Source organism: Halothiobacillus neapolitanus c2 (assembly GCF_000024765.1).
GTDB classification, from domain to species: domain Bacteria; phylum Pseudomonadota; class Gammaproteobacteria; order Halothiobacillales; family Halothiobacillaceae; genus Halothiobacillus; species Halothiobacillus neapolitanus.
The window spans coordinates 408451-424272 of the sequence record NC_013422.1; the positions used below are offsets into that span (position 1 = coordinate 408451).

Annotated in this window: 13 protein-coding genes; 8 read left to right on the forward strand and 5 right to left on the reverse strand. The window is 55.8% G+C overall.

What is annotated here, in order from left to right:
* The first annotated feature begins 86 nt into the window (after positions 1-86).
* The 5 genes from HNEAP_RS01955 (at position 87) to HNEAP_RS01975 (ending at position 5598) form a co-directional block, all read left to right on the forward strand.
* On the forward strand, positions 87-2063 hold the full coding sequence (locus tag HNEAP_RS01955; RefSeq protein WP_012823286.1) for an extracellular solute-binding protein: 1977 nt from the start codon (positions 87-89) through the stop codon (positions 2061-2063).
* A gap of 88 nt (positions 2064-2151) precedes the next feature.
* Entirely contained in the window at positions 2152-2814 is a 663-nt protein-coding gene (locus tag HNEAP_RS01960; protein WP_133484702.1) for a hypothetical protein, read from the forward strand.
* A gap of 11 nt (positions 2815-2825) precedes the next feature.
* Complete coding sequence (locus HNEAP_RS01965) at positions 2826-3500, forward strand: FMN-binding negative transcriptional regulator (protein WP_012823288.1); 675 nt, start codon at positions 2826-2828, stop codon at positions 3498-3500.
* Entirely contained in the window at positions 3497-4561 is a 1065-nt protein-coding gene (locus HNEAP_RS01970; protein WP_012823289.1) for a microcin C ABC transporter permease YejB, read from the forward strand. The genes HNEAP_RS01965 and HNEAP_RS01970 overlap by 4 nt, the downstream gene beginning before the upstream one ends.
* Positions 4558-5598 (forward strand): ABC transporter permease, encoded by a 1041-nt coding sequence (locus HNEAP_RS01975; RefSeq protein WP_012823290.1) that lies wholly within the window; start codon positions 4558-4560, stop codon positions 5596-5598. The genes HNEAP_RS01970 and HNEAP_RS01975 overlap by 4 nt, the downstream gene beginning before the upstream one ends.
* A gap of 69 nt (positions 5599-5667) precedes the next feature.
* Here HNEAP_RS01975 and HNEAP_RS01980 read toward each other — a convergent pair whose 3' ends face one another.
* The gene (locus tag HNEAP_RS01980) at positions 5668-6063 is read right to left on the reverse strand and encodes a YkgJ family cysteine cluster protein (RefSeq protein WP_012823291.1); all 396 of its coding nucleotides are present in this window, start codon (positions 6061-6063) and stop codon (positions 5668-5670) included.
* A 261-nt stretch (positions 6064-6324) separates the two neighbouring features.
* On the opposite strand from HNEAP_RS01980, the gene HNEAP_RS01985 reads away from it, so the two are divergent.
* The 3 genes from HNEAP_RS01985 (at position 6325) to dacB (ending at position 9821) form a co-directional block, all read left to right on the forward strand.
* Positions 6325-7092, forward strand: coding sequence for a substrate-binding domain-containing protein (locus HNEAP_RS01985; RefSeq protein WP_012823292.1), 768 nt, complete (start codon positions 6325-6327; stop codon positions 7090-7092).
* 568 nt (positions 7093-7660) lie between these two features.
* The gene (gene ppnP / locus HNEAP_RS01990) at positions 7661-7942 is read left to right on the forward strand and encodes a pyrimidine/purine nucleoside phosphorylase (protein WP_012823293.1); all 282 of its coding nucleotides are present in this window, start codon (positions 7661-7663) and stop codon (positions 7940-7942) included.
* 409 nt (positions 7943-8351) lie between these two features.
* Complete coding sequence (gene dacB, locus HNEAP_RS01995; protein WP_012823294.1) at positions 8352-9821, forward strand: D-alanyl-D-alanine carboxypeptidase/D-alanyl-D-alanine endopeptidase; 1470 nt, start codon at positions 8352-8354, stop codon at positions 9819-9821.
* Positions 9822-9843: 22 nt separating this feature from the next.
* On the opposite strand, the gene HNEAP_RS02000 is transcribed toward dacB, so the two are convergent.
* The 4 genes from HNEAP_RS02000 to fba form a co-directional block, all read right to left on the reverse strand.
* The gene (locus HNEAP_RS02000; protein WP_012823295.1) at positions 9844-11196 is read right to left on the reverse strand and encodes an HD-GYP domain-containing protein; all 1353 of its coding nucleotides are present in this window, start codon (positions 11194-11196) and stop codon (positions 9844-9846) included.
* 54 nt (positions 11197-11250) lie between these two features.
* The gene (gene recJ, locus HNEAP_RS02005) at positions 11251-13059 is read right to left on the reverse strand and encodes a single-stranded-DNA-specific exonuclease RecJ (RefSeq protein WP_133484703.1); all 1809 of its coding nucleotides are present in this window, start codon (positions 13057-13059) and stop codon (positions 11251-11253) included.
* Positions 13052-14569, reverse strand: a complete 1518-nt coding sequence (ppx, locus tag HNEAP_RS02010; protein ID WP_012823297.1) for an exopolyphosphatase — start codon at positions 14567-14569, stop codon at positions 13052-13054. Before ppx ends, recJ begins: the two co-directional genes overlap by 8 nt.
* Before the next feature lie 147 nt (positions 14570-14716).
* Positions 14717-15781, reverse strand: coding sequence for a class II fructose-bisphosphate aldolase (fba, locus tag HNEAP_RS02015; RefSeq protein WP_012823298.1), 1065 nt, complete (start codon positions 15779-15781; stop codon positions 14717-14719).
* Between the last annotated feature and the right edge of the window lie 41 nt (positions 15782-15822).

Consider the following 15822-nt stretch of genomic DNA (forward strand, 5'->3'; position numbering starts at 1 on the left):
GTGGATGCATAAAGCGTCCGTCGTTCGTCTGGTTGTCCCTTGCGCACGACTTCTCTCGAGGCTTATTGACATAGTGTACGGTTGAAATGAAAAACGAGCATCCCTCGCGACACGATCAATTCACAGACGACCAGCGTTCGCGCCGTGATTTTCTTCGTTATTTGCTGGCAACAGGCGCTCTGGCAGCCGGAGCGGGCGCGTTCAGTCGGGTCGGTCATGCTGCCGGATTTGCCGACGCGCTGGGTTATTCACCCAAGTATCCGGCTAACTTCAACGCCTTCAATTATGTGAATCCCGACGCGCCCAAGGGTGGCCGGTTGTCGCTGTCGGTTTTTGGCAACTTCGACTCGCTCAACCCGTTTGTGTTGAAGGGCTTGGCCGCCTCTGGCCTGAATGAACTGTGTTTTGAAAGTCTGACCGCGCGCGCCTGGGATGAACCGTTCTCTGCCTATGGCTTGTTGGCCGATCGGGCCGATCTGGCCGCCGATGGCTTGTCGATTACTTTTCGCATCAACGCCAAAGCCCGTTTTTATGATGGCAGCCCCGTCACGGCGCGGGATGTGCTGTTCAGCTTCAATACGCTCATGAGCAAGCAGGCGCATCCGCGCTATCGGATTTACTGGGCGGATATTGCCGGTACGGAGCTGACCGATGCGCGGCATGTTCGATTCAGCTTTAAGCGAGTCAACCCGGAACTGCATCTGATTATTGGTGAATTGCCGGTTTTTTCCGAACGCTGGCTGGCGGGGCGTGATTTTGCCAGCCTGTCGCGTGAGGCGTTTTTAACCAGCGGGCCGTATCGCGTGGGTCGGGTCGATTACGGCAATACAATCACCTATGAGCGCAACCCCGATTACTGGGCGAAGGATCTGGACGTGCGTCGCGGGCAGTTCAACTTCGACCAAATCGTGTTCAAATACTACAAGGACGAAACCGTCTCGCTCGAAGCCTTTAAGGCGGGCGAATTTGATGTCTTCTACGAGACCAACTCCAAGCGCTGGGCACGTGATTACACCGGCGCGAATTTCGATGATGGCCGTATTATTCGCCGGGAGATACCGCATAAAAACAACGCAGGGATGCAGGGCTTCGGCATGAACACCCGCCAAGCCTTGTTCTCGGATCGGCGCGTGCGGCGGGCGCTGGATCTGGCGCTGGATTTTGGCTGGTCGAACACGCATTTGTTCTACGGTCAGTACACGCGCTGCGACAGTTATTTCAGTAACAGCGAACTGGCTTGTCGCGGATTGCCGCAAGGCGATGAATTGGCATTGCTCGAACCCTTCAAGGCCCAGTTGCCGCCCGAGTTGTTTCGTGAACCCTATCAAGTGCCCGTCGCCAACAATCCGGCCGAGCAGCGTGCCAATTTGCTTAAAGCGCGTGATTTGTTGGCCGAGGCCGGTTGGCGGGTGGAAGAGGGCGTGCTCAAAAATGCCGAAGGCCAGCCGTTTTCCTTCGAAATCACGCTGGCCATGCGCGGTTTCGAGCGCATCGTCGCGCCCTATGCCTACAACCTCAAACGGCTCGGCATCGAAGTCAGTTACCGCACGATTGATGTATCGCTGTATCAACGCAAGATGGATCGGTTTGAATTTGATATGGCCGTGGTAGCTTATGGCGAGTCGCAATCGCCGGGCAATGAACTGCGCGATCGGTTCGGCAGTGCGGCCGCGCATACCGACGGTTCCAGCAACTACATGGGCATTGATAGCCCTGTGGTGGACGCGCTGATTGATCGGGTCATCTACGCCAAGTCGCGGGCGGAACTGGTCACGGCCTGTCGCGCGCTGGATCGCGTGCTGCTTTGGGGCGAATATCTGGTGCCAAACTGGTACATTGGTGCGCATCGGCTGGCGTGGTGGAATCGATTCGGTTTTCACCAGCCGCTGCCGCTTTATTTCGATGCCATGACTTGGGTCATGCAAACATGGTGGCAAGTATATGAACATCCGCAAAAACAATCGAAAGGGCACCTCGAAAAACCTACTGCGCTGTCCGATTGCGTCGTCGCGTGCTCGTTTACGCGCAGCTGGCTTAAGCCCGCGCCTCGCCTATCTACTTGATATGTCTCGTTGCTCACTGAACGCGAAGCTGGCGCAAGCCCGCGGCTCCTTGCACTCGAACATGCTAACGCGGAGCTGGCGTCAGCCCGTGACGGTTTTTCGAGGTGCCCCACTGCTGCTGTGGCTTAAACGAAGCCTCCTGCTGGCCGCCGTGGCTGCTTTGGCTGGCTGTGCCACGCCGCAATATGCCACGCAAACGTCGTACACGCCGCCACAAACCGCCAAAGGATTGATTTGCGTGGCGCAATGCCAAGACTCGCTCAAGCAGTGCCAGAATAGCTGTTCGGCGGCGCGCCAATCGTGCATCGCGCATATTGAACCGGCGGCGCGCGCGGCTTTTGATTCGGCGCTTAAAACCTACGAAGTGCAACGGCGCCAGTACGAAACCGACCGGCAGTTTTACGAGCTCAATCGCAGCTTACGCATGGGGTTCTTCAACCCAGTATTCGTGCCGGGCTATGGCTGGGTGATGCGTCCGGGTTATTACGATGATTACTACGATGACGCGCCCACGCCGCCGGTCGCGCCAAGCCTGGCTAAAGAGCGCCAACGTATGATCCACGAACAATGCGACAGCGCGCCGTGCCCCTGTCAGGAGAACTTCGAACAGTGCTACGTGGGTTGTGGCGGCGGCGTGAAAAAATCAGTGGTCTGCATTGCCAACTGCAAGGATTCCGACCCCAAGCCGTCATCCGGGGCGGAATCAAGTCCCGTCGTTCAGCAGCAGACAGGCAGCCCTTCGGCGAATTAAGCGAGCCAAGTATGTATCGCCCGCCCGCCTTTGTGGAAAACGATCGCGACACGATTGCCCGGATGATCCGCGCCCATCCGTTTGGGCAGTTGATTACCTGCGATCAGGGCCGGTCGGAGGTGACGCATCTGCCGTTCATGCTCCATTGGGATAAAACTATTCAGGGCCAAGGTCAAGGCTATGGCAATAGCAAGGGCAAGCTCATCAGCCATATCGCCCGCGCCAATCCACAATGGCAACACTTTGCCCATGGCGAGGAGGTGCTGGTCGTATTCCAGGGCCCACATACGTACATTTCGCCGAGTTGGTACACAAACTTCGGGGTGCCAACCTGGAATTATGCGGCGGTACATGTGCGCGGCACCGTGCGGCTGATCGAGGATGAAGCCCGCCTGATCGCCATGCTCACCGAACTCACCGAAACCCACGAGGCCGCGCAGCCGACACCGTGGGTGTTCGATATCGACCGCGAACGACGAGCGCATCTGATGACGATGCTGGTCGGCTTCGAGATCGACATCTCGGATATTCAGGCCACGTTCAAGTTCAACCAAAACCGCAGCGCAGAAGATCGGGCCGGCGTGATCGCTGCTCTGAGCCAATCGCCAGATGCGAATGATCAGGCCGTCGCCCGCCTAATGCGCGAACAGATGAAGTCTCAGAAAAAGGCCGGAACAAACGAATGACCGGTTACATTTTCAAAAGGCTGCTCTTGATGATCCCGACCCTGTTCGGGATTCTTGCCATTTCCTTTGCGGTGATTCAGTTCGTACCCGGCGGGCCGGTCGAGCAACTCGTGGCGCAGCTCAAATCGGGCGGTGCCGGTGCGGCGGGGGCGGAATCTGGCGGCGGCCTATCGGGTGGCTTGTATCGGGGCGATCAGGGGCTCGATACGCGCCAACTCGATCAGATCAAGTCATTTTACGGCTTTGATAAACCCGCCTGGCAGCGCTTTGGCGACATGCTGGGTAACTACCTCACCTTTAATCTGGGCACCTCGTATTTTTATCAGCGCTCGGTCACCGATCTGATTCTGGAGAAACTGCCGGTCTCTATCAGTATCGGGCTGTGGACGTTCTTCCTCACCTATTTGGTCTCGATTCCACTGGGCATCGCCAAGGCCGTGCGGGATGGTTCGCGGTTCGATACCGTGACCAGCACCGTGATTCTTGTGGGTTATGCCATTCCCGGCTTCGTGCTCGGCTTGGTTTTGATCGTTTTGTTTGGCGGCGGCAGTTTCTGGCAGTGGTTTCCGTTGCGTGGCCTCACATCGGACAATTTCGATCAGCTATCAATTTTCGGAAAAATCACCGATTACCTCTGGCACATCGTGCTGCCCGTCACGGCGATGATGGTCGGCAATTTCGCCGTGATGACGATGCTCACCAAGAACAGTTTTTTGGAAGAAATCCGCAAGCAATACGTGCTCACCGCCCGCGCCAAGGGCCTGTCTGAACGGCGGATTCTGTACGGTCATGTGTTTCGCAATGCCTTGATTCCGATTGTGACCGGGTTTCCGGCGGCATTTCTCGGTGCCTTTTTTACCGGCAGCCTGTTGATCGAGACTATTTTCTCGCTCGATGGGCTGGGGCTGCTTTCATATAACGCCGTCATCCAGCGTGATTATCCGGTCGTGCTCGGCACGCTATATGTGTTCACGTTGATCGGGTTGATCGGCAAGCTCCTGTCCGATCTGGCTTATGTGTGGGTCGATCCGCGCATCAATTTCCAGGCCGTGAATTCATGAGCGAGCAGGCAGCCCAAGTTTCACACCAAGGCCCTTGGCGGCGGGTGTGGCAGCGATTTGTGCGTCATCGCCGTGGCTACCTGAGCCTGTGGCTGTTTTCAATCCTGTTCGTGCTGAGCCTCGGGGCAGAATTATTAGCCAATAATCGCCCCTTGTTGGTGTATTACCAGCATCAACTCTACCTGCCGCTGATTCACAATTACCCCGAAACCACCTTCGGCGGCGATTTTGCGACTAATGCCGATTACACCGACCCTTATGTGATCGGCAAAATCCGTGAACACGGCTGGCTGCTGCGCGCGCCGATTCCGTTTTCCTATGACACCATCGACTACTACAACCCCGCCCCGAATCCCGCGCCGCCCAATGCGCGGCACTGGCTCGGTACCGATGATCGGGGCCGCGACGTGGCTGCTCGGCTGATCTACGGTTTTCGTTTGTCGGTGCTGTTCGGTTTTGCGCTCACGGCCATCGGCATGGTGATCGGGATGCTGGCGGGTGCGGTGCAGGGTTATCTTGGCGGCAAGGTCGATCTGTTTTTTCAGCGCTTTATCGAAGTGTGGGGTTCGCTGCCCGAACTGTACCTGCTGATTATTTTCGCCTCGATCTTCCAGCCCTCGATCGGCTTGCTGTTGATTCTGCTTTCGCTGTTCGGCTGGATCGGCTTGTCGGATTATGTGCGCGCCGAATTCCTCAAAGGCCGCAATCTGGAATACGTGCGTGCCGCCCGAGCGCTCGGGGTGTCCGGCCCGCGCATTATGTTTCGGCACCTGCTGCCCAATGCACTCACCCCCGTTATTACCTTTTTGCCGTTTCGGGTATCGGGCGCGATTCTGGCTTTGACGAGTCTGGATTTTCTGGGCCTGGGCGTACCGCCTTCCACGCCCTCACTTGGCGAACTGCTGGCGCAAGGCAAGAACAACATCGATGCCTGGTGGCTATCGCTCACCACATTTGGCGTGTTGGTGGGCACCTTGCTCTTGCTGATTTTTATCGGCGAAGCCTTGCGCGCCGCGTTCGATACGCGACAGAAATAGACACGGGAAGGTCTGCACGAAGCCATGGATGGTTTCTTGCAGAGATTCCCAAGGGAAAGATCGGCGCAGTCAATCGGTACCCGTACGCAGCGGATCGACGATTTCCGGGGTGTGCGGCGCAGTGGGTTCATATAGGGGTTCAAGCGGCGGCAGCCCATGGGCCGCGCGCGCCCGACTGCATTTCTCATCCGGCTGGCCGTGCTCATCCCAAGGTTCCAGTTCACGGCAGGGCGTAGGCCGATTGGGATAGATTGAGCAACTGACGCAATCGCCAATGCCGCCCTCAAGTGCCACGCAGCGCGCGGGCGAGGTGAGGGTGCCCTTCATGCTCACCAGATGCGGGTTGATCTGTTCCGTCAGTTCGGGTGGTACCTGCCCATCTAGAAAAGGCACCGACTCGGCCCAATAAAAAGACACGCGGAAATAGGCGCAACACGCACCACAACGCTGACAAGGATTGCCCACGATGGCCTCGATGATTGGTAACGATACACAGGAAAAAACAAGGGAGGCCCCTCGGAGAACCCGAGAGCGGAGCGGATTCTATTCCTCGGCAAACAAAAAATAAATAGATTTCAATTGAGGGCGTTTTGATCCATTGATGGCACTGAAGGGGATGCAGAAAACTTTTTCGTTAGAGTCCTTTGTGCTTATCGAATTAGTCTATAATCACATCGTTATTTTTTTGTTTCTGTTTTTTCAATTTTTCAATGAGGAATTCACCCAATGGTTAAGCGTTTTCTCGGTTTTGTGGGTCTTATGGCCTTGGCGCTCAGCAATATCTCCTCTGCCCAAGCACAGGAAACCATTTATGTTTACGGGCCGGGCGGCCCCGCGCCGGCTATGAAAGAAGCGGCAGCGGTATTTGAAAAAGAGACGGGCACCAAAGTCGAGGTCACGGCAGGCCCGACACCCAAGTGGATTGAGCAGGCAAAGACCAAAGGCGACATCATTTACAGCGGTTCTGAAAACATGATGACCGACTTTACCTTCCAACTCGATGGTCAAATCAAGTCCGACCAAGTTATTCCCTTGTATTTGCGGCCGATGGCTATCTTGGTTCGCCCCGGAAACCCGAAAAAGATCAAAGGATTTGAAGATATTATAAAGCCCGGTGTCAAAGTATTGGTCGTGCAGGGGGCGGGGCAAACCGGCGCTTGGGAAGATATCGCGGGTCGATTGGGCAATATCCAAACGGTACAATCGTTGCGAAGCAACATTGTCGATTACGCCAAAAACAGCGCTTTAGCTAAAAAGGCTTGGATTGATCAACCCGATATCGATGCCTGGCTGATTTACAACATCTGGCAAGTTGCGAATCCCAAGCTGGCCGACGTGGTCGAGATTGAGCCCCAATACGCCATTTATCGGGATGTTGGCGTTGTATTGACCCAGCGCGCTCAAGCGAACGCCCAATCCAAAGCCTTCATCAAGTTCTTGCAGTCAGAACAGGGTGAGAAAATCTTCGTTAAATGGGGATGGAAAGCCAACTGATCGGGCGCATGCCAGGATTCACCGCTGAACAGTCGAACGCTTGACGCAGCGGTAATGATCTTAAACTCAGCGAATTGATTGCCCACATATCTTTGTGGCTTAGACTGAAGATTAAAAACCCTGTCTATCAAGATAGCATGCCGATCGAAGCCTTGATGTTGTTGATCCACTCAACATCAAGGCTTTCTTGCGTTCCTGTCAAAAACCTTTCGCTATTTGAGAACATTCGGAACTCATAAGACTGGCGTCATCTAACGTGGTGAACGCTGATTTGAACGATTCGCTTTGCTACGGCGGGTAGTTTTCATTCCAGCGCACTTCACCCCATTATTGGGAAGCTCGAAAAACCCGTCATTCCCGCATAGGCGGAAATCCAGCGCCTTGATTTTTCTGGGTTCCCGCTTTCGCGGGAACGACGAATAACGGGTATTTCGAGTTCCCCTATTTTTGAGTATTGGCTGTTCGGTATGAATGTCCTCTGATGATTGAATAATGGTGATTCCGAATCATTGATTCAGGTAAACTGCGAGCCCTCAACTCATGCCCTATTTTCTCTTTGGAGCTCACCATGGCTATTACTCATAACAGTTATTTCGATGGCGCCGTGCAATCCTTGGCGTTTGATTTTGGGAACGCTGGGGCAACAGTGGGCGTGCTGGCTCCGGGCGATCATGTGTTCAATCTCAAAGCACGTGAGACGATGACTGTAGTGGCGGGTAAGATGTTCGTGACCATCAATGATATGGCCGAATTTCCTGCCGCGGCGGGCACAACATTCGATGCGCCAGAAGGATGCACACTGCGCATGCGCTGTGATGTGGATACGGCTTACCTGTGTGAGTTCCACTAAGGAGAATTGCACCCATGCAGTCTTTCGTGTGCATGGCATGGAAGTCGCGCCACGCAATGACTCAAGGGAAGCTAGAAAAACGCGTCATTCCCGCGTAGGCGGGAACCCAGCGCCTTGATTTTTCTGGGTTCCCGCTTTCGCGGGAACGACGAATCACGGGTATTTCGAAATGCCCTTAAATAATTGATGGGGCACGGTCCGGAACGGGCGGATATCGATTCGTATAGAGGCTCCCTGAAAGCCCGTTTGCCGGAAATGGACAGAGGTCGCTGACTGGGGTGAGGCCGGTGACAGTTCTGTTTGTTACCCTGTTGCTGGTTTGAGTTCTGGTCCGTTGTCGAAACGCCTTTTTGAAAAGGTTTGTTCGATGCGGTTTTGTTGCATTCTTTAGCGCGATTGAGCACCTGCCATGTTTTTGATTCTTCCCCGTCGTCTTCGCTTTTTTCTGTTGGCAGCGTTTTTTCTCGGTATCGGGTCCGCGAACATTCAATCGGCGACCGCAGCCGGGGCGGTTGGGATGCCGCCGAGTGTGCTCGAAACGCTGAAAAAGCAGAAATTGAGCCTGGGTGATCTGGGCATCTGGGTTCAGGCGGTCGATAGCAACAAACCCTTGCTCACGCACTTGCCGGACGATCTGTTCAATCCCGCTTCGGTGATGAAGCTGGTGACTTCGGTGGTGGCGCTGGATGTGCTGGGCACCAACTTTCAGTGGACGACCCGGGTTTATGCCGATGCCTTGCCGGTCAACGGTGTGGTGCACGGCAACCTGTATATCAAGGGTGAGGGCGACCCCTGGTTTCGTAGCGAAGATCTCTGGGATCTGGTTCGCCAGTTGAGTGATCTTGGAATCCATGAAGTCACGGGCAAGCTTGTGCTCGACAATAGTTACTTCGATCCCGGTCCGGCTGATCCAAGTGACTTTGATGATCACCCGGAACGGGTCTACAACGCCTTGCCGCAAGCTTTGCTGCTGGACAATCGAGCCACACGGGTGCTTATCGTACCGCCGGATAGAAGTGGCGCAGGGGCGGTCGTTCGTGCCTGGCCGCCAAACAGCAACATCGCCATCAACAATGATGTAAAACTCGTCAAAGGCGCGTGCACTGGGCAGACGAATCAGCCGAGTATCGCGGTTCTGGGGCCTGATACCAACACACCCACTTTGAATGTTTCCGGGAAAATCAGCACCGAATGTCAGCCCGATCAGTTCTACCTGGTGGCGGGTAATGCCAACGACGCATTTTATTCGGCATTCAAACACCTATTCGAGGGGCAAGGCGGGAAAATCGATGGCACCTGGGCCGAGGGTGTTGTGCCGAAAACCGCTGTATATCTTGTTCAGCACAATTCAGAGAATTTGACCCAATACCTGTATCTGCAGAACAAGTGGTCGAACAACCTGATGGCGCGGCAGATATTTCTCACGATGGGCGCGGAAATCAAGGGGGCACCGGGTACGCTCTTGAAGTCCAAGGCGGTCATTGCCGATTGGCTTAAGCGTCAGGGATTCAACTGGCCTGGATTCGATATTGAAAATGGATCGGGGCTTTCGCGCAAAGCCCGTATCAGCCCCAAGGAAATGGGGCAATTACTGATGTACGCATGGCGCAGCCCAACCATGCCGGAATTGATGGCTTCACTCCCGATTGCGGGTATCGATGGCACCATGCGCAAGCGAATGCGAGGCGAGCCAGCGCGCGGGATGATTCATCTGAAAACCGGCACATTACGCGATGTGCGCGCCGGCGCGGGTTACATCATCACCCAATCCGGTCGGCGTTATGTGGTGGTGATTCTGCAAAACGAACAAAACGTGCAGAACGGCGGCGGCAGCAAAGTGCAGGATGCGATTCTCGATTGGCTGTACGATAACGGTTAACTGTCGAAAACAGTGCGGGCTTTTAGAGCGTGCGCTTCAACGCGGCGACGAGATCACCATCCAGTGCCGGGCCGGATAGGTCATCCAGAATGCTTAACGCTTGCGCCACCGGCATTGCCCCGCGATAGGGGCGCTCCGCCGATACGGCATCGAACACATCGGCCACGCTGATAATGCGTGTGGCGAAATCAATCTGATCCCCTTTGAGCCCCCAAGGGTACCCGCACCCGTCGAGTCGCTCATGGTGACCGGACGCCACGGGCGCCAGCGAATCGAAAATGCCGACCTTGGAGAGAATATCCATCGAATGCACTGGGTGCAGTTTGATCTGGGCGAATTCCTCATCGGTCAACTTGCCTGGCTTATCTAGAATGCTGTTGCTGACGCCCAGTTTGCCGATGTCGTGCAGCAGCGCCGCACGTCGAAGCCAGAACAGTTGCTTTTCGGATAAACCAACTTCTCCACCGATACGTTGTGCGTACTGGCACACGCGACTGCTGTGGCCGAACGTATAGGGGCTTTTGGCATCGATAACTGCGGCGAAAGCGCCCGCAAGTCGATCGAGTTCTTCATCATCCACCGTGCGCACATAGTCGGCTGGTTCTATCGTGACCAGGCGGGCGGCAATGTCCGGATCCTGCAAACCCGCCCAAAATTCGTCGTTTTGAGCCAGTTTTTCCAGATGATGCACCAACGTGGGGTCGAACCAAGTGCCTGCGCGTGCGCGAACGGTCTGCATCGCCAATGCGCTACCGCCCTCGGCAAAGAAGATCTCAATTACTTGAGCCAACAGCGCAATGCGGGCGAACAGCGGAATTTGTTCCCCTTTCAACTGCCGAGGGTTACCGCGGCCGTCCCAGTGCTCATCAAGCCCACGAACTGCATCGCAAACCTGAGCAGAAAAGCCGAGTTGCTCCGCGATCTCCGCACCTTGTTCGCAGCGGGTGAGAAACAGATCTTCTCCGATTTCCGAGCCTTTGGTAATCAGGCTCGCCAGCATGGGGAGTCGCTTCAGCCAGGATTCTCCGGGCGCGACATGAGACCAGGCGAATTTGGCCATATCATCGATCTTGTGGGTATCGATCAGCTTGAAATCACGCTTGAGGATGCGGTCATCGCAGCCGTACACGTTGAAGATGCGCGCCGCGTTGCTCGAGCAGCCGGCATCCTTGAGCAGCAACGCATAGTACAAATCAGCGCGGTCGTGATCGTTCAGGTTCAGTTCCTGACCAATGTGCATGCCAATCCAGCAGCAGCGTTGCGCGTGTCCGGCGGGCAGGCCTTCGGTCAGGTCCAATGCGTGCGAGAGTGCGCCGATAATTTCGGATTGGCGCAGTCGCAGTGTCGTCTCGGGCAACAATGAGGGGATGGACATGCGAACTCCTATGCGCGTCTATGTCCATTAGCGTAGTCTAAATATGAAGTGGATTCAGGCGGCTACGCCCGAGACGATCATCAGTTGCAATGTTTGCTGCCCCCGGAATCGGTTGATGTCGATCCGATAGGCCAGATGCCAGTATTTTCCGGCGGGAATATGGTCGCCGATGCCGAACCAGACGGCCGTTAGATCGGCGCCGATGGTGGGTGTGGCTGGTTCGGTTTTGAGCAGTCGTAAACGCAGGCGCCAGTGCCGACCTTCCTTGAGTGGTGTGCGTTCCAGCACTTCAAACCGGTTGTCGAAAATCGGTTCCGGGCAATCGGTTCCCCAGGGGGTGCAGGTTTGCAGTTGTTGCGCAAAGTCCAGCGTGAGTTCGTTTGCGCTTAATGGGCCATCGGTGTGCACGATGGCCTGATCGGGAAAGTGCAACCGGTGCTTTGCCATCTCGCGAGCGAACAGGCGGCGAAATGTATCGAGCTGATCGAATGACAAGCTCAGTCCAGCGGCCATGGCATGTCCGCCGAATGCATGCATCAGATCGGGCGCAGTCGTGGCCATCGACACGAGCACATCGCGCAGATGGACGCCGGGGATTGAGCGTCCGGATGCCTTGAGTTTTGCTCGTGGCGCGTCATTATTCTCTGGTGCAAACACGAACACGGGCCGTTGCCAGCGTTCTTTGAGGCGACCGGCGACAATACCGATCACGCCCTGATGGAAGCTGTCGTCAAAAATCACCCAGTCGGCAGGATCAATCGGGCGATCGAGATCAAGCTCGTTAAGCCCCGAGCTTTTGCCCTGTTTTTTCAGGCTGAATAACATTTCCTGTTCGAGGGCGCGTCGCTCGTGATTGATCTCGTTGAGTGTCATGGCGTATTGACGAGCGGAGATGGGATCGTCCGCCAATAGGCAATCCACGCCGATCCGCATGTCTTCCAATCGCCCGGCCGCATTCAGTCTTGGCCCGACGACAAAACCGAGATCCGTACTGCTGGCATAACGCGGATCCTTACCAGCCACCGCAAACAAGGCCGATATGCCCGGTACGCACTGTTGCGCTTGAATGCGCGCCAAACCCTGGGCGACCAAACGGCGATTATTGTCGTCCAGCGAGACCACGTCGGCCACCGTGCCCACGGCGACCAGATCCAGCCAGCGCGCGAGGTTGGGTCTTGCAATGCCGCCGGCGAACCAGTCCTGCGCGGATAACCGTTCCCTGAGTGCCGCCATGACATAAAACGCCACCCCGACACCGGCAATTGCCTTTGAAGCGAAATCGGAGCCGTTGAGGTTGGGATTAACGATCGCATGCGCTGGCGGAAGGGTGTCACCCGGCAGATGGTGGTCGGTGATGATGACGGTCGCGTTCAGAGTCAGTGCGGCAGCAACGCCGGCAAAGGCCGCAATGCCGTTATCCACGGTCAGAATGATATCCGGTGGCGCATCGGCTTCGGCAATCCAGTCCTTTAACAAGGCGGGCGAGAGGCCATAACCATGGCGTTGTCGGTCGGGCAGGGTGTATTCCACCTGTTTGGCGCCCATTGCGCGTAAGGCCCTGACGCACAGCGCGGTGGCAGTGGCGCCATCGGCATCGAAATCACCGATGATCAGGATGCGCGCATTTTCGCGAACGGCATCGGCAAGAATATCGGCCGCTACGTCGATTCCAGGCATGTCCGCTGGCGGCAGCAAAAATTCAAGGTCGGGATTGATCTGCCGTGGGTGCACAATGCCCCTGTTGACGAGGATTGCAGCCAGACGCGAATCAATGCTCGACATGGCCTCGGGAATCTGGGGTTGTTGTCGGCGTTGAATCAGGCGTTGCTCGTTTGGTGGTGGCGTCACTTCAGGGTTACGCAAAACTCAATCGGATATTGGCCATGGCGAGGTAGCTTTGTTCCAGCTCCAGATCCACGCGGGTGAGGGGCCTTGTTTTCAGCCAGCCATCGGGGAAGCTCACGTGCAGATTGTCCGCGCCTGCTTCGAGCCTGACGCGGGACAGGTTGGGTCTTGGCGAGCGATCCCGGTGCAGTAGAACAGCCAAACGAAGTACAGCTGAGAGCCTGACGATTTGTTCTCTCAAACGTTCATCGACCTCACCGAAACGCTGTAGTTTGAATTTGCGCCGATGGGTGTGTACGAGGCTCGCGATGATCATCTGGGCCGGGCGAGTGAGCCCGGGCATGTCGGCATAGGAAAGGATGTAGGCGCCATGATGATGGAAACCGGAGTGACTGACCGCCAGACCAATTTCGTGTAGGCGGGCCGCTATATCCAGCCAAACGGCATAGCGCGGGGCGTCGATCGATTCGGGATGGCAATCGAGCCCCCAGTTGGGCGCTACCTGCGCCAAGAGATCCGCGGCGGTTTTGGCGACGCGGTCAGCATGGCGGACATCAACGGTGAACAAGCGTTGCAACCGACGAATTGTTGCAATGCGGATGTCATCGTGATCGTCGCGGTCGAGCCAATCGAACACCAGTCCTTCGCGCAAAGCACCATCGCTCACGAACATTTGCCGGATATTCAGTGCGGCAAATACGGCCTGCATCGCAATCAAACCACCGACGAATACCGGCTTTCTGTCATCGGACAGGCCAGGCAATTTCAGTGCGGACAGCGACCCTGCCTTGAGTACCGCTGATTGTACTTTGGCCAATCCCTCCGCAGTAATGGCACCCTCACCCCAGTCGTTTGCCTTGATTACCGTCGCCAATGAGCGTGCGGTGCCTGAGCTGCCGATGGCCTGAGTCCAGCCTGCCTTGAGATAGGCCATCTTGTACGGGCTCAATTCGAGCTCCGCACGGGTCTTGGCATGATCCATCCGCGCGGCATCAAAGACGCCATCGGCAAAAAAATCACGCATCAGCGCAACGCAGCCAATCGGTACGCTCTCCATTTTGAATGGTGTGATGCCTTTGCCGAGGATAAGCTCGGTCGAGCCCCCTCCGATATCAACTACCAAGCGGTCTCCATCGATGGGAATTTCACTTCGGGACACGCCGAGGTAAACCAGTCGTGCTTCCTCGCGGCCGGCAATGATCTCGATGGGGTGACCGATCGCCTTTTCTCCGCGCTTGATGAATTCAGCACCATTTTTTGCGGCGCGGAGCGTGTTTGTACCGACGATGCGCACACTACCCGGCGGCATGCCGGAAACCCGTTGTCCGAAACGGGTAAGGCAAGCGACACCGCGATCCATGGCGTCTTCAGCCAGGCTGCCATCGGACTGAAGGCCCCCCGCTAATCGAACCATTTCTTTCATCCGGTCGACCACTTGCACTTGCCCGTCGCTAACACGCGCTATCAGCATATGAAAGCTGTTTGAACCCAGGTCAACGGCAGCTACGAGGCTATCGTTTTGCATCATTCTTCTTCCGAGGTTTTATGAAGGTCGTATTATCGCCTCGACCGAGTGGCTAAATAAACCATTTATAGGTTAAGAAGCAATTTTTTATGGATCGAGCATTAAAAAACCCGCGGCAAGCGCGGGTTTGGGGTTCATTTGAGAATCAGCCTATTTGATTTGCTGCTTCAGGCTGCCTGAGGCGTAACGCTTGTGCATTTCGTCCAGGTTAAGTGGCTTGATCAAAGAGGCCTTGCCTGCTGCGCCGAATGCCTCGAAGCGTGCCTGGCAGATGCTCTTCATGGCTTTGGTGGCTTCGGCGAAAAACTTACGCGGATCGAAGTTGGCCGGGTTGTCATGCAGATGCTTGCGGATGGCGCCAGTTGAGGCCATACGCAGGTCGGTATCGATGTTTACCTTGCGCACGCCGTGCTTGATGCCTTCAACGATTTCTTCGACGGGCACGCCATAGGTTTGACCCATGTCGCCGCCGTAGTTGTTGATGATTTCGAGCCAGTCTTCCGGTACGGAAGATGAGCCGTGCATAACAAGGTGGGTGTTCGGGATGCGCGCGTGGATTTCTTTGACGCGGTCGATACGCAGTACTTTGCCGGTCGGCTTCTGCGTGAACTTGTACGCGCCGTGTGAGGTGCCGATGGCGATGGCCAGAGCGTCGACGTCGGTCATTTTAACGAATTGGGCGGCTTCTTCAGGGTCGGTCAACAGCATGGAGTGATCCAGCTCGCCTTCTGCGCCGTGGCCGTCTTCTTCACCCATTTTGCCGGTTTCAAGCGAGCCGAGGCAACCCAATTCGCCTTCTACAGAAACACCGACGAAGTGCGACATTTCCGCTACTTTACGCGTGACTTCAACGTTGTATTCGAAAGAAGAAGGGGTCTTCATGTCGGGCATCAACGAGCCGTCCATCATGACCGAGCTGAAGCCGGACTGGATTGCGCGGAAGCAAACGCCTGGATCGGCACCGTGATCCTGGTGCATGACCACCGGGATGTGGGGATACATTTCGACGGCAGCAGAGACGAGATGGCGCAGGAACGGTTCGCCGGCGTATTTGCGTGCGCCCGCCGAGCCTTGCAGGATCACGGGGCTGTCAACCGCATCGGCAGCCTGCATGATGGCATGGATCTGTTCCATGTTGTTGACGTTGAACGCAGGCATACCATAGCTATGTTCTGCGGCATGATCTAACAGTTGACGTAAGGAAATAAGCGCCATTGAGCTTCTCCAGTTAGGTTGAAAAATAAAACACAATCAAA